The following is a 19,647-nucleotide window of genomic DNA, read 5'->3' as shown; positions in this document are numbered from 1 at the left end:
AAATCTGGAACTCGCCGTCCGATTACCGCCCGCTTTGTGCGCCACAGGCTTGCCCGACTCCGTCGACCTCTTATATTTTCTGGAATCAAATTCCAAAATAATAAACCACTGGAGTGCTCACAATGCCTGCCGAACCGCCCATTCTTCCCGACATCGACTGTGATGTGCTGATCGTCGGCTCCGGTGCGGCCGGTTTGTCGGCCGCTGTCACGGCGGCATGGCATGGCCTGAAAGTCATTGTGGTGGAAAAGGATGCGGTTTTCGGTGGCGCCACGGCATGGTCCGGCGGCTGGGCCTGGGTGCCCTGCAATCCCCTGGCCCGTCGCGCCGGCATCGTCGAAGACGTGGCACTGCCACGCACCTATTTAAAACACGAGTTGGGCGAGCACTTCGAGCCGGCAATGATTGATGCCTTCCTGGAGGCCGGCCCACAGATGGTTGCGTTTTTCGAACAGCACACCTCGCTGCAATTCGCCGACGGCAATGCCATTGCCGACATTCACGGCGACACGCCAGGCGCAGGCACCGGCGGGCGCTCGGTGATCGCCGCCCCTTATGACGCACGAAAAGTCGGCAAGCTGCTCAAGCGTCTGCGTAAAACCATGCGTGAAACGTCGTTCATGGGCATGCCGATCATGGCGGGCGCGGACCTTACGGCATTCCTCAACCTGACCCGCTCGCTGCCCGCCGCCTGGCACGTCACCCGACGCTTCACCCGCCACCTGCTCGACCTCGCCGTGCATGGCCGCGCGATGCAACTGGTCAACGGTGTGGCGCTGGTCGCACGCCTGGCAAAATCCGCCGAGGACCTCGGCGTATTGCTGTGGGAGTCGGCGCCCGTCACCGAGTTGCTGCGCGAGAACAATCAGGTCCATGGCGCGGTGGTCAGCACTACCAAAGGTTCGGTGCGCATCCACGCGCGCAAGGCCGTGGTACTCGCGGCGGGCGGCTTTGCCAATGACATCGAACGGCGCAAGGCATTGTTTCCACGCACGCCAACCGGGCGTGAACACCTGGCCCTGCCACCGCTGGCGGTGTCCGGCGACGGGCTGCGACTGGGCGAAAGCGTCGGCGCTCGAGTGAATACCGATGTGGCGTCACCGGTAGCCTGGGCACCGGTCTCGCAGGTGCCGCACAGCGATGGCAGCGTTGGCCATTTCCCGCACATTATTGAACGCGGCAAGCCGGGGATCATCGGCGTGCTGAGCAATGGCCAGCGCTTCGTCAACGAAGCCAACGGCTACTACGACTACGTCAAGGCCATGGTCGCCGCTGCCCCGCCAGGCGAAGAGGTCGCTTCGTGGCTGATTTGCAGCCATGGTTTCCAGCGGCGCTACGGGCTGGGCATCTCTCGGCCGTTTCCGGTGCCGTTGTCATCCTTTATCCGCAGCGGCTATCTGAAAACCGGTAACACTCTTGAAGCATTGGCGTCGGCCTGCGGCATCGATCCGGCCGGTCTGCGCCGCACCGTGGAAGACTACAACCGCCATGCGCACAACGGTGAAGACCCGCAGTTCGGTCGCGGTTCGACCCCCTATAACCGCAAGCAGGGCGATGCGCGGCAGCAACCCAACCCCTGCGTCGCGCCGATCGAACAAGGCCCGTTCTACGCGGTGAAGGTCCAGCCCGGTTGCTTCGGCACCTTCGCCGGGCTCAAGGTCAATGCACACGCCCAGGTCCTCGACGACACAGGTCAGGCCATCGCCGGTCTGTATGCGGCGGGCGGCGACATGGCCAGCATCATGGGCGGGCACTACCCCGCCGGCGGCATCAATCTGGGCCCGGCGCTGAGCTTCGGCTACATCGCCGCGCGGCATATCGCGGGTATCACCGCTTATGAAAAGGAGATCGACCATGCAGCACATCGTTAACGCCCAAGGCTTGAACATGCCAAAACTGGGCCTCGGCACCTGGCCGATGCTGGGCGAAGAATGCACCCGCGCCGTGGAACAGGCCCTGGCACTGGGTTATCGGCACATCGATACGGCGGCGGGCTACAACAACGAAGACGCTGTCGGTCAAGCACTGGCGAACAGTCCGACACCCCGCGAGCAGATCCATGTCACCACCAAGGTCTGGTGGGACCAACTGCAGCCCGACGCCATGCGCCACTCCATGGACCGTAGCCTCAAGGCCCTGCGCAGTGATTACGTCGACCTGTTCATGATCCATTGGCCGAACACCGACTGGGACTTGCCGAGCACGATCGAGACCCTGGTGTCGTTCAAGGAACAAGGCCTGGCGCGCAATATCGGCGTGGCGAATTTTCCGCTGCCGCTGTTGCGCACAGTCGTCGAGGAACTGGGTGCTCCGCTGTCCACCATTCAGGTCGAGTATCACGTACTGCTCGGCCAAAACGCCCTGCTGAACTACGCCCGTCAACACGATCTGGCCCTCACGGCCTACACGCCCCTGGCTCGCAACAAGGTCTCGGACATCCCGCAGATCCGGCAGATCGCCGCCAAACACGGCGTGCTGCCAACCCAGGTCGCACTCAAATGGCTGCTGGATCAAGCGAACGTGGCCGCCATTCCCAAGGCCAGTAGCGAGGCCAATCAACGGGCCAACCTGGCGGCGCTGGAGGTGCAACTGGATGACACGGACCGCGCCTTGATCGCCAGCCTTTCCAAACGCGAGCGCCAGGTCAGCCCGCCCTTTGCCCCGGTATGGGACGCGTTCGACGAATAACCCCGCCGATCCGGGCGCTTTACGCAGCGCTCGATGCTCCCCCGATAAAAAAACCGTCGCCCTGCGGAATTCGTCGGGGTGTCCGTGTTCAATACAAGCCTGAAATGTGCTCGGCAATCCGTCAGGGGTTGCCGGGCCTAGGGGCGCGTGCGACAAAAACCCGGACGACTGGACTGGCGCCGCTCCCACTTGGCAGCAACACTCACCGCACGGGGTCATTACCCGGAACAGAAGAGGATTCCCACATGCTATGGAAAAAAGGCCGACGCAGTGACAACGTGGTCGATGCCCGTGGCGATGATATCGGCGGTGGCGGGATGCGCTTTGGCGGTGGCAAAGGCCTGAGCCTGACGGCGATCCTTCTGATCGTCGGCATCGGCTGGATCACCGGCCAGGACCCGCTGCAGATCCTCGGCCAACTGACCGGGCAGATGGGCCAGCAAACGGCACCGGCGACCACTCAGACGCGCAAGGCGCCACCAGCCAGTGATGAAGGCGCCGAATTCGTCCGTTCGATTCTGGGTGATACCGAGGACACTTGGCAGCAGATATTCCAGCAGGCCGGCAAGCAATACAAAGACCCGACCCTGGTGTTGTTCAGCAATCGCGTGAACTCGGCCTGCGGCCTGGCGACGTCGGCGACCGGTCCGTTCTATTGCCCGGCGGACCAGAAGGTCTATCTGGACATGGCGTTTTTCCAGGAAATGGCCCAACGTTTTTCCGCGGCGGGGGACTTCGCCCAGGCCTACGTGATCGCTCACGAAGTCGGACACCACGTGCAGACCTTGCTTGGTGTTTCCGCGAAAATTCAGGCCGCGCGCCAGCAAGGCCGGCAAATGGAAGGCGATGGTGGCTTGCTGGTGCGTCAAGAACTGCAAGCCGATTGCCTGGCCGGCGTCTGGGCCAACCATGCACAACGACGGCTGAACTGGCTGGAACCGGGCGATGTCGAAGAAGCGCTCAACGCTGCCAATGCCATCGGCGATGATCGTTTGCAGCAACAGGGTCAAGGCCGTGTGGTGCCCGACTCGTTTACCCATGGTACGTCGGCGCAACGGGTGCGCTGGTTCAAAACCGGATTCGCCCAGGGCCAGGTTGGCCAGTGCGATACCTTTGCGGCGAAAAATCTGTAAATGAAGACGTGGCTGTTGGCGTTGTTGATCACCTGCACAAGTACTTGGGCTGCCGAGCATGCCGTCAAGGAGGTCAGCCCCGGACGCCTGTTGTTGAAATCAGGCGAGATCGCGGTGGGCATCAGCCCTGGCCCGGCCAAAATCGAACGAGTGTTGATCATCGTCCATGGTCGCTTGCGCAACGCACAGACCTACCTGCACAGCGGCGAACACGCGGCGGAACTGGCCGGGCAAAGTGCGACAACACTGATCATCGCCCCACAATTCCTCAATGAAACCGACGTCGCGATGCATCCCGTCGCCGAGACAGTTCTGCGCTGGCAGGGCAATGAGTGGATGGCGGGTGGCGAATCCACTGCGCCGTTCCGTCTCAGCGCCTTTGCGGCGCTGGACGAAATCATCGCCCGCCTGGGTGATCGCGAGCAGTTTCCCGATGTGAAGCAAATCGTCATCGCCGGCCACTCCGGTGGCGCTCAAGTGGTTCAGCGATACGCCATGCTCGGACACGATCAGCCAACCCTCGACGCCGCCGGGGTGCAGGTGCGCTATGTCATCGCCAATCCATCTTCCTATGCGTACTTCGACGAACGCCGGCCAGTGGCTTTCAGCCATGCCCGCTGCCCGGACTTCAATCGCTGGAAGTACGGGCTGACGGATCTACCCGCCTACGCCGAAGGGAAAACGCCTGCGCAACTGCAGGCAACCTACGTCAAGCGCAACATCGTTTATCTGCTGGGGCAACAGGACATCGACCCCAACCACCCGGCGCTGGACAAGGGCTGTGAAGCCCAGGCGCAAGGCCCCTATCGATTGGCCCGCGGGCGCAATTACTTTGAGTATCTGAAGCGGCTGCAACCGAAAGGGCTCAATCAGCAACTGATCGAAGTGCCCGGCGTCGGGCATGACGGGGATGGGATGTTTACTTCGCCGGAGGGGCAAAAGGCGTTGTTCGGGCTGTAGGTTTTGCGCTGGCCGAGAGCATCTGCCGCAACTCGATGCAATCGGCCGCATGCCAATCGGTCAATTCCGGCCACGGATTATCCGGCAGGTTCACCAGCACCGTCCGTGCCCCCGCCGCCCGCCCGCAATCCAGATCAAAGCGGTAATCACCGACCATCACCATTTCGCTCGCCGGTACGTTCCAGGCTTGCGCCAATTTCAGCAAACCACCGGGGTGCGGTTTTGGCGGCGCTTCATCTCGACCGAGCACGTCCTCCACCGCGAAGCAGTCAGCCAGGCCAATGGCCTCCAGCGTGACATGCGCCAATTCACGGGCATTGCGCGTGAGAATACCCAGGCGATACCCGCGCCCGGCCAGGTCACGCACCAGCTCTACGGCACCCGGTGCCGGTTTCGACCCGAGCGCCAGGTCACGCTCGTGCTCGAGCAGCCATGCATGCTTGGCAGCGGCTTCGTCGGCCGGTAGCGCGGCGAGGTGGGTTAGGATGTCATCTTCGGCCGGGATCGCCAGCGCCACGCGAATCGCCGCGAAATCATGCACGGCCACCGTCAGGGTACCGTCCATGTCGAACACCCAGTGACGCACATCGGCCAGGCTCATGACCAATCCTTGCGATGACGGATCAGGCCTTCCTGCGTGACCGAGGCCACCAGTTTCCCGGCGCGGTTGAACACGCTGCCACGGGAGAAACCACGGGAGTTGCCGGCCCAGGGACTGTCCATCGCGTACAACAACCAGTCATCGGCACGCAGATCAGCGTGGAACCACAGCGCATGATCGAGGCTGGCGACCTGCATGTCCTTGTGCCAGACCGATTTGCCATGGGGCTGCATCGAGGTGGTCAGCAGACCGAAATCCGAGGCATAGGCCAGCAAGTACTTGTGCAACGCCGGGGAGTCGGCCAAGGCACCGTCGGCACGAAACCAGACGTACTTGATCGGGTCGGACGGCAGCGGGTTGTAGGGATCCTTTTCGGTGATCGGCCGGAACTCGATCGGCTTGGGGCACAGCAGTTTTTCGCGCATTTTCTCGGGGATCAGGTGCGCACGCTGCTGGGTCAGCTCCAGCTCCGACGGCAGGTTTTCCGGACCGACCACTTGCGGCATTTCGCTTTGGTGCTGGAAACCTTCTTCGTCGTACTGGAACGAGGCGCTGCAGGTGAAGATCGGATGGCCCTTCTGGATCGCGGTCACCCGGCGCGTGCTGAAACTGCCACCGTCGCGCACCCGATCAACCTGATACACCACCGGCAACCCGGCGTCGCCCGGACGCAGGAAGTAGCCATGCATCGAATGCACATGGCGCGCCTCATCGACGGTCTGACTGGCCGCCGACAGGGACTGGCCGAGTACCTGGCCACCGAACAACTGCCGAAAACCCAGGTCCTGGCTACGGCCACGGAACAGGTTTTCCTCAATCGGCTCCAGGGTCAGCAGGTCGACCAGATCATCCAACACTTGGCTCATTCAGACTCTCCTCACACAAAGCAATGCCGCGCAGTCTTGGCTGCGGCGGTCGATTCAGTTTCTGGCCAGGGCCGATGGGGGCCATTGTAAACATCCGCGGCGGCTTATCCATGCAAGGTTTGCAGCCATTGTTCACGGCTGATGCGATACAGCACGTGATGGCGCAAGGGATGATCGACGGCAAGGTTGGGGTGTTCAAAGTCATCAGCGCAATCATGGTGCATGCCGATGGCCTGCATGACTTTCTGTGATGGCAGGTTGCTGTCGGCCGTGAAGGAGACGATTTCGTTCAGCGCCAAACGGTCAAACCCGCAGCGCAGAGCGGTCCACGCCGCCTCACTGGCATAACCCAGTCCCCAATGCTCGCGCGCCAGGCGCCAGGCGATTTCGATGGCGGGGGTGAACGGCGCGTCGAAACCCACCACCCCGAGCCCGGTAAATCCGATGAACTGCCCAGTGTCCTTGCGCTCCAGCGCCCACGGACCGAAACCATGCTCAGCGAAATGACCACGGATTCGCCCGATCAATGAAGCACTTTCCAGTCGGCTCAAGGGTGCCGGGAAATAACGCATGACCTGTGGATCGGCACACATCGCCGCAAACTCCGGCAAATCCTCATCCTGCCACTGCCGCAACAGCAGCCGCGCGCTCTCGAGTTCCAGTATCGGCTCCATCGTGCTCCCCCCATTTTCATGCCGCGAGTCTACAACGCTGGTAGGATCCTTCACTCATTCCTGTACGAAAGCATCATGCCGCTGCCGCTGATTTATCACGAAGACTACAGTCCCGAATTCCCGGCGGATCACCGCTTCCCCATGGACAAGTTCCGCTTGCTGCGCGATCACCTGGTGGACAGCGGCCTGACTCGCGACGCCGACCTGCTGCGTCCGCAACTCTGCCCGCCGGAGATTCTCGCCCTCGCCCATGACCCTTCGTACATCGAACGCTACATGGGCGGCGAGTTGTCCCGCGAGGATCAACGTCGCCTCGGCCTGCCCTGGAGCGAAGCCCTGGCCCGGCGCACGGTGCGGGCGGTCGGCGGCTCGTTGCTGGCGGCCGAGCAGGCGCTCGAGCATGGCCTGGCCTGTCACCTGGCCGGCGGCACTCACCACGCTCACTATGACCACCCGGCCGGCTTCTGCATTTTCAATGACCTGGCGGTGATCAGCCATTTCATGCTGGAAAGTGGCCGGGTCAACCGGGTACTGATCTTCGATTGCGATGTGCACCAGGGTGACGGCACTGCACGCATCCTGCACGACACTCCGGAGGCCATTACCGTTTCCCTGCATTGCGAGAAGAATTTTCCTGCACGCAAGGCCGACAGCGACTGGGACATTCCATTGCCCAATGGCATGGGCGATGCCGATTACCTGAAAGTGGTGGATGACGCGCTCAACTACCTGTTGCCGCTCTATCAACCGGATCTGGTGCTGTATGACGCCGGCGTCGATGTGCACAAGGACGATGCCCTCGGCTATCTGAAACTGACGGACGAAGGCCTCGCCGCCCGCGATGAAGCCGTGATGCGTCATTGCCTGGGCCGCGACATCCCGGTGGTCGGGGTGATTGGCGGCGGTTACAGCAAGGACCGCAAAGCCCTGGCCCGCCGCCACGGCATTCTCCACCACAGCGCGCAGCGGGTCTGGCAGTCATCAGGTTGTCACTGAGTTGTGGACGCTTTACCCACAATGCCTGTGGAGCTGCCTGTGGATAACCTGAGTGAAAGCGACCGCAGCCCATGCGGGGTGTGGGCTACAGACTAATGATCATTTTTTAACCACCCTTTCAAACCCCATACAGTCCCCGTGGGAGCGGGCTTGCCCGCGATGAGGCCGGCACCTTCACCCTCTTCGGTGACTGACACTCCGCCATCGCGGGCAAGCCCGCTCCCACAGGGATTTTGGCTGCTAGAATGCCTGCCTTCATTCCGCCAGACCGCAGCGCAGCCCATGACCCGACCCTCGACACCCTCCACCTCTCACGTCGCCATCATCGGTGGCGGTCCCGCCGGCCTGATGGCGGCTGAAGTGTTGAGTCAGGCCGGGATCAAGGTCGATCTGTACGACGGCATGCCTTCGGTGGGTAGAAAATTCCTGCTGGCCGGTGTCGGTGGCATGAACATCACCCACTCCGAAGCCTACCCGGCGTTCCTTTCGCGCTATGCCGAACGGGCACCGCAGATCGCCCCGCTGCTGCGCGGTTTCGGCGCCGAAGCCCTGTGCCAGTGGATTCAGGACCTGGGCATCGACACCTTCGTCGGCAGCTCGGGCCGGGTCTTTCCGACCGACATGAAAGCCGCGCCGCTGCTCCGTGCCTGGCTCAAGCGTCTACGTGACGGCGGCGTCGTTATCCACACACGCCATCGCTGGCTGGGCTGGAATGAAAACGGCGGTTTGCGCATCGACAGCCCCGAAGGCGAAAAAACCGTTCAGGCCGACGCCACCCTGCTGGCGCTCGGTGGCGGCAGTTGGGCGCGCCTGGGTTCGGACGGCGCCTGGATGCGACCACTGGAGCAACGCGGTGTAGGACTGGCACCGCTGCAACCGAGTAATTGTGGCTTCGAGGTGCAGGCCTGGAGCGAATTGATGGTCAGCAAATTCGCCGGCAGCCCGCTGAAAAACATCGCCATCGGCCTCAACGACGACGTGCCGCGCCTCGGCGAATGCGTAATGACCGCCACCGGCATCGAAGGCAGCCTGATCTATGCCCTGTCGGCACCGATCCGCGAAGCGATCAACCGGCACGGCTCGGCGACTATTCATATCGACCTTCTGCCCGGCCGGCCTGTGGATAAAGTGCAGTCGGCATTGAGCAAGCCGCGCGGCTCACGCTCGATGGCCAAACACCTGCACAGTCAGTTGGGCATCGATGGGGTGAAAGCCGCGCTGCTGCGCGAACTGACCTCTGCCGAAACCTTCACGGACATGGCTTTGCTGGCCCAGGCCATCAAGGCATTGCCACTGACACTGGTGAAAACCCGGCCATTGGACGAAGCCATCAGCAGTGCGGGCGGTGTGTTGTTCGAAGCGATGGATGAACGCTTGATGCTCAAGCAGTTGCCTGGGGTTTTCTGCGCAGGGGAAATGCTGGATTGGGAGGCGCCGACGGGCGGCTATCTGCTGACCGCGTGTTTCGCCAGTGGGCGGGCGGCGGGGTTGGGGATGATTGAGTGGTTGCAGCGCAAGGGCTGAAGACCGAGTAGCCCCATCGCCAGCAGGCCGGCGCCCACAGGAAACACCTGTGGGAGCCAGCCTGCTGGCGATGACGGCTTAGCAGACGCCGCCGTTAATCAAGGCTTACGCTTGCGCGGCCCGGTATTGAACACCGGCACCTTGCGCACAGGCTTGACCGAAGGTTCTGCTGGTGCGACTTCCCCGCTATCCACCCACTTGCCAAGGTTGCGCTTGCCGCCACCACCCGAAGCTTTCGGCTTCTTAGGCTTTTTCGGTTTCTTGATCACCTGGCCACTGGCATCGGTGTCAGGCACCCGGTGCTCAGGCTCGAAGTCCGGTTCGTTCTGACGCTTCAAGGTCTGGCGGGTGAGCATCTCGATGGCCGAGAGCAGGTTCACTTCATCGGCACACACCAGGGAAATCGCCTCGCCGGTCGAGCCCGCGCGGCCGGTACGGCCGATGCGGTGGATGTAGTCCTCGGCGACGATCGGCAAGTCGAAATTGACCACCAGCGGCAAGTCTTCGATATCCAGACCACGGGCCGCAACGTCGGTGGCGACCAGGATCTGCACTTCGCTCGCCTTGAAACGGTCCAGCGCACGCTGGCGGGTCGCCTGGGGTTTGTCGCCGTGGATGCCGTCGGCGTTGATGCCCAGGCCCTGCAGCTTCTCGACCAACGCATCCACGCCATTGCGGGTCTTGGCGAACACCAGCACTTGCTTCCACTTGCCCTTGCGCATCAAGTGCACGAACAGCTCTGGCTTGCGCTTCTTGTCCACCGTCACCACCCATTGCTTGACGGTGTTGGCGGCCACGTTGCGCGGGCTGACTTCGATGGTCTGCGGGTCGTTGAGCATTTGCCCGGCCAGCAGGCGGATGTCGTCGGAGAAAGTCGCGGAGAACAGCAGCGTCTGACGTTTCTTCGGCAATGCGCGGTAAATGTTCGCCAGTTCTTCGGAAAAGCCCAGGTCGAGCATCCGGTCGGCTTCGTCCAGCACCAGGGTTTGCAGCTGGTTGAACTTCAGCGCGTTCTGGCGGAACAGGTCGAGCAAACGGCCCGGGGTCGCCACCAGCAGATCGACACCGCTGCGCAGCTTCATCATTTGCGGGTTGATGCTGACGCCGCCGTACACCGCGTAGGTGCGCAGTGGCAGGTTCTCGGCGTACTGGCGCACGGCTTCGTGAACTTGCTCGGCCAGTTCGCGGGTGGGCACCAGGATCAGCGCGCGCACCGAGTTGGCGGTGACTTTCGGCCCTTCCATGGCCAGCAATTGCAGGAGCGGCAGCGCGAAACCGGCGGTCTTGCCGGTGCCGGTCTGGGCGGCGGCCATCAGGTCGCGACCGGCCAGCACCGCCGGTATGGCTTGCGCCTGAACCGGCGTCGGAGTCTGGTAGCCAAGCTTCTCAAGGGAGCGCAGCAAGGGTTCGATCAGGCCAAGGGAGGCGAAAGTCATGGGAGTACCGTAGGAAAATTCAGCGCGGGTTGTGCAAAACAAGTGTGCAAAACAAATGTGCAATGGCGCGCAGTTTACCCTAATTCACACGGGATTCTGTCGGCACTGCCTTCACCACCGGCTGCGGTGGCGAACGGCGCCACTGCGGCAGACCGATCAACACCACGGCACTGATGATCACCAGCATCGCCAGCCCTTCTTCGATACCGATGGTCTCGCCGACAAACACGATCCCCAGCAACACCGCCACCGCCGGGTTGACGTAGGCATAACTGGTGGCCGCCGCCGGGCGCACGTGTTTCAACAGATACATGTAGGCGTTGAAGGCGATGATCGAACCGAACACGGTCAGGTACGCCAGCGCGGCCCAGCCTTCGATCGGCGGCATCTGTTCCAGGTGCTCGCCGCTCACGGCACTGCCGATCAGCAACACCACCCCGCCCACCAGCATTTCCACGGCACTGGCCATGGCGCCCTGAGGCAATGGCAAGTGTTTGCTCCACACCGAACCGAAGGCCCAGGTCGCCGCTGCAAAGATCAACAACGCGGCGCCCAAGGGGCTCGATTGCAGGTTGGAACCCAGGTTGAGCATGGCGATACCGATCAGCCCGAGGACAATCCCGGCCCATTCGAGACGGGTATTGCGCGCGCCCCACAAGTAGCCACAGAGCAAGGTGAACAACGGCACCGTCGCCACCGCCAGGGCGGCGACACCTGAGGCCACGCCCGTGTGCTCGGCGAGGCTGACCCCGCCGTTGCCGCAAGCCAGCAGTAACACCCCGATAATGCCGGCGGCTTTCCATTGCGCCCAGGTCGGTGCCGGTGCCCCGCGCCAACGCAGGAAGGCATACATCAAGCTCCCGGCAATGACGAAGCGAATCCCGGCCAGCAGCAGCGGCGGCCAATACGCCACGCCGATGCGGATCACCAGGTAGGTCGAGCCCCAAATCACGTACAAGGCGAAGAAGGCGGCGATCAGCGGTAAGGGAAAACGACGTAGGCCAGGCATGGGGGGCAGCTCACAGGCAAGACAAGTGAGCCGCTATTCTAGAAAGGCTGACAGCAGAAAATAAGCTACAAAACCTTTTTAAAGCGCCGGTACACTTTTCAAAACACGGAGTTCAGCGCTATATACCGTTGTTTCGAAAGTCAGCCCTTTTCAGGAGTCGCCCCGTGGATAAATACGACCGCATGCTGCTCAGCGCCCTGCTGGAAAACGGTCGCGCGTCCTACGCCGACCTGGCGCGCAAGGTCAACCTGTCCGCCCCCGCCGTGGCCGAACGCGTGGCCAAGCTCGAAGCCAGTGGCGTGATCACCGGTTATCAGGCGAAAGTCGACATGGCCAAGCTGGGCTTGCCCATCCAGTGCGTGATCGAACTGCGCCTGAACCAACACGGTAACCAGAAAGCCTACGACGACCTGATCAAAATCCCACAGTTGACTGAATGCCACCGGGTGACGGGCGATCCCTGCGTGATCATGCAGGCGGCGGTGGGTTCGATGCCGGAGCTGGAAGAGTTGATCAACCGGATCGCCACGTTCGGCTTCAGCAAGACGTCGATTGTGTTGTCGAGCGCGATAGAGAAGCGCGTGCCGCTGGGGCACATCGAGGGCAATGGAAAGTGAACAACCTGTAGGAGCGAGCCGGCTCCTACAGGGGATCTGCGGTGTAGTCAGAAGCCGCGATAGCGCTTCAGATGTTCGCCCACTTTTGCCGCCGGCACTTTCTGCAACTTGCACAGCAGGTCGTGGGACAACTCGCGCACGCCGTGTTTCTGGCGCAGTTCTTCGGCCAGGTGCACCGTAAGGTTGGCGGCCATTTCCGCGTCCGCCATGGCCCGGTGGGCCTTGCCGGTGTGGGGCAGATTGGCAAAAGTGGTGAGGGTGCCAAGTTTGTGGTTGGGCGCGGCCGGCATCAGGCGCCGAGCCAACAGCAGCGAACAGGCGAAGCTCTGCAAACGCATGCGTTTGATCTGCCCGAGCTCGAAATCCCAGAATTTTTGGTCGAACGCGGCGTTGTGCGCCAGCAATGGTATGGCGCCAACGAATTCGTTGACCTCGTTCATGACCTGCTCGGACGATGGCGCGGTGCGCAGCATGGCGTTGCTGATGCCGGTGAGTTGTTCGATGAAGGCCGGGACTCGCACGCCGGCATTCATCAGGCTCTGGTAACGCTCGACGATGCGCCCCTGTTCAAGGATCACCACGGCAATTTCCGTGGCCCGGCAGTTGCTGCTCGGGGAGATCCCGGTGGTTTCAAAGTCGATGACTGCTATGCGTTCCAAACCTGTTTCAACTCCGTAAAAATCAATTCTTGAGCAGCAGCGCACCTTCGATCGGCACGTAGCGACTGGCCGCGCGGATCAGCGAGTTGGCGGTCAGGCCCGGCACGCCGTAGGCCACCGCTTGCACGCCGTGCTTGCTGATGATGCGCTCAAGCAGCATGTCGAAATCACCGTCGCCGGAGGCCAGCACCACTTCGTCGACATGGTCGGCGGCGTCCATGATGTCGAGGGTGATGCCCACGTCCCAGTCGCCCTTGGCCGAACCGTCGCTGCGCTGGATGAAAGGCTTGAGCTTCACGGTGAACCCGAGATTGCGCAGGATCTGCTGGAACTGCTGCTGTTTGCTGTCGCCGCGATCGATGGCGTAGGCGTAGGCCTCGACAATCTGCCCCTGCTTGCTGATTTCAGCCCAGAGCGCGGCGTAATTGAAGTGGCAACCGTAAGCCTGACGCACGGTGTAGTAGAGGTTCTGGACATCGGCGAACACTGCGATTTTTTTCACCGCACATCCCCTTGGGCGCAGGCAGGATCAGGCACCAGGCCCGAAAAGTCGCCCAGTATGCCAGTCTGAAGGCGTATTCCGCGAATAATCGGCCCGAGGCATCCGGACGCCTCGGACGAATGGCACCTGTGGAATGGGCAACGTTGAGGAGTGACACCTTTGGAATAACACCTGTGGCGAGCGAGCTCGCCACAGGTCAGGTGCAACAGAAGGGTCAGACGAAAGAGTCGTCGTCGCCGCCGAAGAACGATGAGCTGTCATCGTTGTAGTCGGCGTCAGTAAAGCCGCCCTGGTCGTTACTGTAGGAATCGTTACCCGCCATACGCTGGTCATCGCCCCAGCCATTGTTGCTCTGGTCGCTGACCTGGGCCGGCTCTTCCTTGATGACTTCGACGATTTCCTGCGGTTGCTGATTGTTATGGAACAGGCTGCTGATGCCTTGCGCCAGCATTACGCCACCCGCGACGCCCGCGGCGGTTTTCAGCGCGCCACCGAGGAAACTGCTGCCGGCCGCTGCCGGAGCCTGCTGCTGCGGCGCATAACCCTGCTGCGCAAAGCCCTGCTGCGGAGCACCGTAGTTTTGCTGCGGCGGTTGGCCACCGAACGACGACCGCCCTGGCTCGCGCCAGCCGCCACCACTCGATACCGGTGCGCTTTGGCTGGGCGCCGGCTGCGGGTCGCGGGCGCTGCCACCAAAGATGCTCGACAGAAAGCCGCCACTGCTTGGGGCCGGCGCCGCTGTCTGCGCCTTGGCCTGCTGCAGTTCGGCCTGCAATTGCTGGATTTGTGCCGTCAGTTGCTTGTTCTGCTCGTCGAGGCTCTTGATCGCCGCCTCTTGCACCAGAATCGCCTGGGTCATGAAATAACCCGCTGCGGGCTGGCGAGTCAGGTGTTCCTTGATCCGCGCCTCGGCCTGGGCGTCGCGCGGGGCTGAGTTCGTTTCGGCCTGTTGCAGCCGGGAAAACAGTCCATCGATCAGGGTTTGTTCTTCGCTGTTCATGGCGACCTCTTAGATTGCCGGGAAAATCGTTGCCTGTATCCACCGAGGATAAGGTGCCTGACCTTAATGGAGGCTGAAACAAGTTGTTTCAATGACCTTTACCGAACGTTTACGTTTGTGCCCTTGTGCACATCATCGGTTAAAGTGGACCACTGCTTTCAACCTGCGATACCGACTGATGAATCCGTTCGACGTACTGCGTGACTCCCTGTACTTCTTCAAACGCAATCTGGGCCAGATTGTGCAACTGTGCCTGCCGCTGGTGATCATCGAGGCCCTGCTGCAACAAGTGGTCGACCATTCGACCGAGCCCGACAGTTTTCCAGGCATCAGCGTGATCGTCGGTTTGCTGATCTATCCGCTGTACACCGCCGCGCTGATTCTGTTTCTCGATGCCCGCAGCCGTGGGGAATCGCCCCGTAACCGCGATTTGCTGACAAGGTCCGCCTACCTGTGGCCGCGCTTTGCCTTGCTGACAGCCCTCAATACCGTGCTGATACTGCTCGGCCTGTCGCTGTATTTCCTGCCGGGCATCTGGCTGATGGTGACCCTGGCTTTCGGCGAATACCTGCTGGTGCTGCGTGGCCTGGCCCCGCTGGCGGCGATGAAGGAAAGCCTGCGCCTGACCCGCGGGCACTTCATGCGCATCCTGGTGTGCATTCTGTGCGTGATGGGGCCGTTGTGGGTGCTCAAGGGCGCGACGCTGGCGGTGTATCCCGACCCGCAGAACCCGGTGATCTCGCTGTTGATCGACAGTGCCCACAGCTTCCTGCAGCTGTTCACCAGCGTGGTGCTGTTCCGCCTGTTCATGCTGATCGGCGATACGCCGGAAAAAATCGATGGACCACGCTGACCGTGGGCGATGGCTTGTCAGTCGGGTATGCTCGGGGTCTATCCTCGTAACACAATAATAAGATAATAAGCCGAGCCATGACCCGACCATTGCGCTACACCCTGCTGGGATTGTTGATTGTGATCGCCCTGGCAGGCGCGATGGTCTACAGCCTGACCTGGCGTCCTGACGCCAGGGAGGTGCTGCCGGTCAGTTGCAGTACTCAGCCCCCCACCGTCGCACCTGGCCAGGCGCTGAAGGTGATGACCTGGAACGTCCAGTACCTGGCGGGCAAGCGCTACGTGTTCTGGAACGACCTGGCGGCCGGCGCCGATGAAGCCCCCACCGCCGACGACATGGCCTTCAGCCTCGATGAGGTGGCGCGGGTGATTCGTGACGAGCAACCAGACATCGTGCTGTTGCAGGAACTCGATGACGGCGCCAAGGCCAGCGGCTACCAGAATCAGCTCAAGCTCTTGCAGGAGCGGGTCGCCGACCTCTATCCATGCAGTGCCCACGCGTTCGACTGGAAAGCCGACTTCATCCCTGATCCGCACATTTTCGGCAGCGTTGGCCGGCAACTGGCGACCTTGAGCCGCTACGAGATCGAACACGCCGAGCGCCTGCAATTGCCCGTGTCGGAGGTCAACCTGATCAGCCGTCAGTTCAAGCCGAAAAACGCCTTGTTGCTGACCTACCTGCCGTTGAGCGACGGCGGCCAGATGGCGGTCCTCAACACCCATCTGGACCGTGCGACCCAACCCGACGAAACCCTGCAAGCGCAAGTCTCGGCCGTGGCCAAGGTCCTCGACAAATTCGAAAGCCGTGGCACGCCGTGGCTGATCGGCGGCGACTTCAACCTCCTGCCCCTGGGTCAATACCAGCGCCTGCCCAGCGAGCAACGCACGCCCTATTCCTCCGACAGCGCCTTGCATGTGCTGTGGGACAAATACCCGATGATCCCCACCAACAACGAAGCCAGTGGCATCGACCGCGCGCGCTGGCTGACGCACTACCCGAACGATACGAACGTGAGCGGCCCGGACCGGACTGTCGACTTCCTGTTTTACAGCCCGCGCATCAAACGGGTCGAAGCGAGGGTGCGACAGGACGATACATTACGCATCTCCGATCACTTGCCGGTGATCGCCCGGTTCCTGCTGCCGGCAGCGCCATAGCGCCAGACTCCAGGCCAACACCGCCCCTGTGGGAGCCAGCTCGCTCCCACAAAGAACGTGCATCAATGCACCTCTTCCAGGTCGTCATGCAGCAAGCCGAAAATCTTGCGTTTCATGTCAATGAACGAGTGTTCCATGACCATGTCCAGCGTGCGTGGGCGCTCGATCGGCACGTCGAGAATCTGCTTGATCCGCCCGGGCCGTGCGCCCATCACATAGACCCGGTCACCCAGCAGAATCGCTTCGTCGATGTCATGGGTCACGAACAACACGGTTTTCTTGCTGTGGCCCCAGACCCGCAACAGCAGCTGCTGCATTTGCAGGCGCGTCTGGCTGTCGAGGGCACCGAAGGGTTCGTCCATCAGCAAAATCTGCGGGTCGTTGGCCAGCGCGCGAGCGATCGCCACACGCTGCATCATGCCGCCGGACAACTGCTTGGCGTAGTTGTCGGCGAAGTTGCTCAGGCCGACTTCGTTGACGTAGTAGTCGACAATGTCCTTGCGTTGCGCCGCCGGCATGCCACGCCGCTTGAGTCCGAACTCGACGTTCTGGCGCACGGTCAGCCACGGGAACAGCGTGTAGCTCTGGAACACCATGCCGCGATCCGCACCGGGCCCCTGCACTTGCTGGCCCCCCACATAAATCTCGCCCGAAGTGGGCTCGTTGAGGCCGGCGGTGAGGTACAGCAGGCTCGACTTGCCGCACCCCGAAGGGCCGACCAGCACAGCAAATTGCTGATCCGGCACGTCGAAAGACACCTCTTCCAGCGCGGTAAACGTGCCGCCATCGGGTTTCTTGTAACGCAGGCTGACCTTGTCCACTTGCAGTCGTGGCGCGGCCTGCACCGCAGTGGCCTGAGGGGTGGCGAATCGATGATTGGCAGCGGTTACTGAGCCCATGCGGTGATCCTCAGACGTAGGAAGCGGAACAGTTGATCGGTCGCGAGGCCCAGCAGGCCGATGATCGCGATGGCCAGGAAAATCACATCCACCTGAAAGCCGCGCATGGCTTTGAGGCTCAGGTAACCCAGGCCACTGGAGGCCGCGACCAGTTCAGCGACGACCAGGTAAGTCCAGGCCCAGCCCATGGTCACGCGCAGGGTGTCGAGCACGCCCGGCAAGGACGCCGGGGCAATTACGTGCAGCACGGCGTCACGACGGTTCGAGCCAAGGGTGTAGGAGGCGTTGATCAAGTCCTTGGAGATGCCCTTGGACACATCCGCGATCATCACCAGTTGCTGGAAGAACACGCCGAAGATAATCACCGACACCCGCTGCTCCAGACCGATGCCGATCCACAGAATGAACAGCGGCACGAAGGACGTAACCGGCAGATAACGGATGAAGTTGACCATCGGCTCAAGGAACGCCTGGACGATGCGGAAGCTGCCCATCAGCAACCCCAGCGGCACGGCGACCAGGGACGAGACAATAAAACCGACCATCACCACTTCGACGCTGGCCCAGACATGCTGGCCGAGCGTGCCGTCACGACCCAGGCGCACGGCGGCCTCGACCACGGCGCCCGGTGTCGGCAGGAACATGCCCGGCACCACGCCGCCGTAGGACAAGCCGGCCCAGAGGCCGACCAACAAGACCCAGGCCAGGCCGCTCGCACTCCAGATCACCGACACCGGCAGGCCGGTCTTGGGCGTGATGCAGCGGCTCAGCCATGAATTGCGCTTGAACATGCAAACCTCCTAGAGCGGACTGACGAAACGGTTGTCGATCAGGTCGTCATTGCTGACGTTGTAAGGCTTGCCCTGCAACTCGCTGGCGGTCTCGTTGGCCAGTTTGATCAGCGGTTCGCTGTCACCCGGCTTGCCCGGCGAGCCGAGCAGTTTTTCGCTCATGGCCTGATCGTAGAAGCGCACGCCTTTTGCGGCCGCCGCCAGCTCCTTCGGATCGGCAAGGTAGCCGCCGACGCCCTTGGCCATGATGGTGTAGGCCTGCTCCGGGTGGTCCTTGGTGTACTGCACCGCTTTGTACAGACCGGCCACCAGGGCCTTGACGTCTTCCGGTTGTTTTTCGATGACGGTGCAGTTGAGTGCCACCACGTCGACGATCACGCCCGGCGTGCTGCTGCTGTCGATCAGCACCTTGCCCTGTTGCTTGTCGCGGACCATCGACAGGTGCGGCTCCCAGGTCACGGCGGCGGGCACGCGACCGGCGATGAAGGCGGTGGCGGCGTCGTCAGCCGTCATGTTCTGCACAGTGATGTCGCTCATGGTCATGCCATGTTTTTTCAGCAGGTAAGACAACCAGAACTGCGAGGTCGAGCCTTCGTTGACCGCCACGGCCTTGCCCTTGAGCTCTTGCAGGCTCTTGACGTCCTTGCCCACCAGCACGCCGTCGCCACCATGGCTGTCATCCAGCGCGGCCACCGCCTTGAAGCAGAATTGCGGACGGTATTTCAGCACTTCGTCGATGGTCGAAGCCGAGCCCGACAACTCGCCCGACGCTTGCGCAGCCATGTACATCGAAGCCTCTTCGACGACGGGCAGTTCCACGGTCAAACCGTTTTCCTTGAAGTAGCCCAGGTCCTGGGCCAGGTAGAGGGTGCCGTAACCGACCCAGGTGGTGTGACCGATGGACAGGGTGCCGGCCTGGGCGCTGGTGGCGACCGTCGCGGCGATGGCGGTGACCGCCAGTGGATAAGTAACGCGGGTAAGCAAGGACTTGATCATAGGGCACTCCCAAAGCTGTTGATTTAGTTTTGATGGGCAGTACGGCCAGCGGCCCTGAACATCAGCTGCCACCGGCGATCTCTGACGGACCTTTGGTTGGGCAGCATGGGGCTGACTGGCGAAGTCGATGTTGGCCCAAGGCAGGGCTCAGGAAAATGAGGAAATATGTCGATGGGAACGATGAAAAAACTGGGTAGCGTGCGCGGAAAAAGGGCAGCGTTGGAGGGGGTGCACGGGGCGGGTGCAAAAATGAAAGGGGAGTTGAATGGGCAAAAGCAATCGCGGG

Annotated in this window: 20 protein-coding genes; 9 read left to right on the top strand and 11 right to left on the bottom strand. The window is 61.9% G+C overall.

Annotated elements, in window-relative coordinates; translation table 11 throughout:
• Nucleotides 1-122 precede the first annotated feature (122 nt).
• The 4 genes from ACX3YD_RS03030 (at nt 123) to ACX3YD_RS03015 (ending at nt 4,781) form a co-directional block, all read left to right on the top strand.
• Complete coding sequence (locus ACX3YD_RS03030) at nt 123-1,871, top strand: FAD-dependent oxidoreductase (RefSeq protein ID WP_458959237.1); 1,749 nt, start codon at nt 123-125, stop codon at nt 1,869-1,871.
• Nucleotides 1,855-2,688, top strand: coding sequence for an aldo/keto reductase (locus tag ACX3YD_RS03025; RefSeq protein WP_458959236.1), 834 nt, complete (start codon nt 1,855-1,857; stop codon nt 2,686-2,688). Before ACX3YD_RS03030 ends, ACX3YD_RS03025 begins: the two co-directional genes overlap by 17 nt.
• Nucleotides 2,689-2,933: 245 nt before the next feature.
• Complete coding sequence (ypfJ, locus tag ACX3YD_RS03020) at nt 2,934-3,821, top strand: KPN_02809 family neutral zinc metallopeptidase (protein ID WP_458959235.1); 888 nt, start codon at nt 2,934-2,936, stop codon at nt 3,819-3,821.
• Nucleotides 3,822-4,781, top strand: a complete 960-nt coding sequence (locus ACX3YD_RS03015) for an alpha/beta hydrolase (protein ID WP_458959234.1) — start codon at nt 3,822-3,824, stop codon at nt 4,779-4,781. It begins immediately after the preceding gene.
• Here the strand turns inward: ACX3YD_RS03015 and ACX3YD_RS03010 are convergent.
• From ACX3YD_RS03010 to ACX3YD_RS03000, 3 genes are all read right to left on the bottom strand, one after another.
• Nucleotides 4,741-5,382 carry an HAD family hydrolase gene (locus ACX3YD_RS03010; protein WP_052193627.1) on the bottom strand — a complete coding sequence of 214 codons (642 nt, stop codon included), beginning with the start codon at nt 5,380-5,382 and terminating at the stop codon, nt 4,741-4,743. The genes ACX3YD_RS03015 and ACX3YD_RS03010 overlap by 41 nt on opposite strands.
• Complete coding sequence (gene tesB / locus ACX3YD_RS03005) at nt 5,379-6,248, bottom strand: acyl-CoA thioesterase II (protein ID WP_047533601.1); 870 nt, start codon at nt 6,246-6,248, stop codon at nt 5,379-5,381. Before tesB ends, ACX3YD_RS03010 begins: the two co-directional genes overlap by 4 nt.
• A 104-nt stretch (nt 6,249-6,352) precedes the next feature.
• Nucleotides 6,353-6,922 carry a GNAT family N-acetyltransferase gene (locus ACX3YD_RS03000; RefSeq protein WP_047533604.1) on the bottom strand — a complete coding sequence of 190 codons (570 nt, stop codon included), beginning with the start codon at nt 6,920-6,922 and terminating at the stop codon, nt 6,353-6,355.
• A 75-nt stretch (nt 6,923-6,997) separates the two neighbouring features.
• On the opposite strand from ACX3YD_RS03000, the gene ACX3YD_RS02995 reads away from it, so the two are divergent.
• Together ACX3YD_RS02995 and ACX3YD_RS02990 are read left to right on the top strand one after the other, a co-directional pair.
• Entirely contained in the window at nt 6,998-7,918 is a 921-nt protein-coding gene (locus ACX3YD_RS02995; RefSeq protein ID WP_103403467.1) for a histone deacetylase family protein, read from the top strand.
• Nucleotides 7,919-8,200: 282 nt separating this feature from the next.
• Nucleotides 8,201-9,442, top strand: a complete 1,242-nt coding sequence (locus ACX3YD_RS02990; RefSeq protein ID WP_458959233.1) for a TIGR03862 family flavoprotein — start codon at nt 8,201-8,203, stop codon at nt 9,440-9,442.
• Nucleotides 9,443-9,540: 98 nt separating this feature from the next.
• Here ACX3YD_RS02990 and ACX3YD_RS02985 read toward each other — a convergent pair whose 3' ends face one another.
• On the bottom strand, nt 9,541-10,878 hold the full coding sequence (locus ACX3YD_RS02985; protein WP_103403465.1) for a DEAD/DEAH box helicase: 1,338 nt from the start codon (nt 10,876-10,878) through the stop codon (nt 9,541-9,543).
• Between the two features lie 79 nt (nt 10,879-10,957).
• Complete coding sequence (yedA, locus tag ACX3YD_RS02980; RefSeq protein ID WP_103403464.1) at nt 10,958-11,887, bottom strand: drug/metabolite exporter YedA; 930 nt, start codon at nt 11,885-11,887, stop codon at nt 10,958-10,960.
• Nucleotides 11,888-12,051: 164 nt separating this feature from the next.
• Here yedA and ACX3YD_RS02975 point away from each other — a divergent pair, with 164 nt between their 5' ends.
• Nucleotides 12,052-12,504, top strand: coding sequence for an Lrp/AsnC family transcriptional regulator (locus ACX3YD_RS02975; RefSeq protein WP_007990688.1), 453 nt, complete (start codon nt 12,052-12,054; stop codon nt 12,502-12,504).
• A gap of 47 nt (nt 12,505-12,551) precedes the next feature.
• Here the strand turns inward: ACX3YD_RS02975 and ACX3YD_RS02970 are convergent, their stop codons facing one another.
• From ACX3YD_RS02970 to ACX3YD_RS02960, 3 genes are all read right to left on the bottom strand, one after another.
• Nucleotides 12,552-13,163, bottom strand: coding sequence for a 3'-5' exonuclease (locus ACX3YD_RS02970; RefSeq protein WP_458959232.1), 612 nt, complete (start codon nt 13,161-13,163; stop codon nt 12,552-12,554).
• Between the two features lie 22 nt (nt 13,164-13,185).
• The gene (locus tag ACX3YD_RS02965) at nt 13,186-13,665 is read right to left on the bottom strand and encodes an NYN domain-containing protein (RefSeq protein ID WP_047533625.1); all 480 of its coding nucleotides are present in this window, start codon (nt 13,663-13,665) and stop codon (nt 13,186-13,188) included.
• Between the two features lie 214 nt (nt 13,666-13,879).
• A complete protein-coding gene (locus tag ACX3YD_RS02960; protein ID WP_090466925.1) occupies nt 13,880-14,665 on the bottom strand; it encodes a DUF2076 domain-containing protein in 786 nt (261 codons plus the stop codon).
• Between the two features lie 178 nt (nt 14,666-14,843).
• Here ACX3YD_RS02960 and ACX3YD_RS02955 point away from each other — a divergent pair, with 178 nt between their 5' ends.
• Both ACX3YD_RS02955 and ACX3YD_RS02950 read left to right on the top strand, forming a co-directional pair.
• Nucleotides 14,844-15,518: a YciC family protein gene (locus tag ACX3YD_RS02955; protein WP_103403462.1), complete on the top strand. Its 675-nt coding sequence runs from the start codon at nt 14,844-14,846 to the stop codon at nt 15,516-15,518.
• 77 nt (nt 15,519-15,595) lie between these two features.
• The gene (locus tag ACX3YD_RS02950) at nt 15,596-16,675 is read left to right on the top strand and encodes an endonuclease/exonuclease/phosphatase family protein (RefSeq protein WP_458959231.1); all 1,080 of its coding nucleotides are present in this window, start codon (nt 15,596-15,598) and stop codon (nt 16,673-16,675) included.
• 62 nt (nt 16,676-16,737) lie between these two features.
• Here the strand turns inward: ACX3YD_RS02950 and ACX3YD_RS02945 are convergent, their stop codons facing one another.
• From ACX3YD_RS02945 to ACX3YD_RS02935, 3 genes are read right to left on the bottom strand one after another with little or no spacing between them, the layout of a single operon-like run.
• Nucleotides 16,738-17,574 (bottom strand): ABC transporter ATP-binding protein, encoded by an 837-nt coding sequence (locus ACX3YD_RS02945; protein ID WP_047533636.1) that lies wholly within the window; start codon nt 17,572-17,574, stop codon nt 16,738-16,740.
• Nucleotides 17,562-18,365 carry an ABC transporter permease gene (locus tag ACX3YD_RS02940; protein ID WP_047533639.1) on the bottom strand — a complete coding sequence of 268 codons (804 nt, stop codon included), beginning with the start codon at nt 18,363-18,365 and terminating at the stop codon, nt 17,562-17,564. The genes ACX3YD_RS02945 and ACX3YD_RS02940 overlap by 13 nt, the downstream gene beginning before the upstream one ends.
• Before the next feature lie 9 nt (nt 18,366-18,374).
• Nucleotides 18,375-19,361, bottom strand: coding sequence for an ABC transporter substrate-binding protein (locus ACX3YD_RS02935; RefSeq protein WP_103403460.1), 987 nt, complete (start codon nt 19,359-19,361; stop codon nt 18,375-18,377).
• Between the last annotated feature and the right edge of the window lie 286 nt (nt 19,362-19,647).

It is taken from the genome of Pseudomonas fluorescens group sp. PF-1, from assembly GCF_054481335.1.
This window is presented reverse-complemented; position numbering and strand designations above follow the sequence as displayed.

Bases quoted from the DNA above. Each gene is read 5' to 3' on its own strand.
- ACX3YD_RS03030 (WP_458959237.1), top strand. From the start codon at position 123: ATGCCTGCCGAACCGCCCATTCTTCCCGACATCGACTGTGATGTGCTG.
- ACX3YD_RS03025 (WP_458959236.1), top strand. From the start codon at position 1,855: ATGCAGCACATCGTTAACGCCCAAGGCTTGAACATGCCAAAACTGGGC.
- ypfJ (WP_458959235.1), top strand. From the start codon at position 2,934: ATGCTATGGAAAAAAGGCCGACGCAGTGACAACGTGGTCGATGCCCGT.
- ACX3YD_RS03015 (WP_458959234.1), top strand. From the start codon at position 3,822: ATGAAGACGTGGCTGTTGGCGTTGTTGATCACCTGCACAAGTACTTGG.
- ACX3YD_RS03010 (WP_052193627.1), bottom strand. From the start codon at position 5,382: ATGAGCCTGGCCGATGTGCGTCACTGGGTGTTCGACATGGACGGTACC.
- tesB (WP_047533601.1), bottom strand. From the start codon at position 6,248: ATGAGCCAAGTGTTGGATGATCTGGTCGACCTGCTGACCCTGGAGCCG.
- ACX3YD_RS03000 (WP_047533604.1), bottom strand. From the start codon at position 6,922: ATGGAGCCGATACTGGAACTCGAGAGCGCGCGGCTGCTGTTGCGGCAG.
- ACX3YD_RS02995 (WP_103403467.1), top strand. From the start codon at position 6,998: ATGCCGCTGCCGCTGATTTATCACGAAGACTACAGTCCCGAATTCCCG.
- ACX3YD_RS02990 (WP_458959233.1), top strand. From the start codon at position 8,201: ATGACCCGACCCTCGACACCCTCCACCTCTCACGTCGCCATCATCGGT.
- ACX3YD_RS02985 (WP_103403465.1), bottom strand. From the start codon at position 10,878: ATGACTTTCGCCTCCCTTGGCCTGATCGAACCCTTGCTGCGCTCCCTT.
- yedA (WP_103403464.1), bottom strand. From the start codon at position 11,887: ATGCCTGGCCTACGTCGTTTTCCCTTACCGCTGATCGCCGCCTTCTTC.
- ACX3YD_RS02960 (WP_090466925.1), bottom strand. From the start codon at position 14,665: ATGAACAGCGAAGAACAAACCCTGATCGATGGACTGTTTTCCCGGCTG.
- ACX3YD_RS02955 (WP_103403462.1), top strand. From the start codon at position 14,844: ATGAATCCGTTCGACGTACTGCGTGACTCCCTGTACTTCTTCAAACGC.
- ACX3YD_RS02950 (WP_458959231.1), top strand. From the start codon at position 15,596: ATGACCCGACCATTGCGCTACACCCTGCTGGGATTGTTGATTGTGATC.
- ACX3YD_RS02945 (WP_047533636.1), bottom strand. From the start codon at position 17,574: ATGGGCTCAGTAACCGCTGCCAATCATCGATTCGCCACCCCTCAGGCC.
- ACX3YD_RS02940 (WP_047533639.1), bottom strand. From the start codon at position 18,365: ATGTTCAAGCGCAATTCATGGCTGAGCCGCTGCATCACGCCCAAGACC.
- ACX3YD_RS02935 (WP_103403460.1), bottom strand. From the start codon at position 19,361: ATGATCAAGTCCTTGCTTACCCGCGTTACTTATCCACTGGCGGTCACC.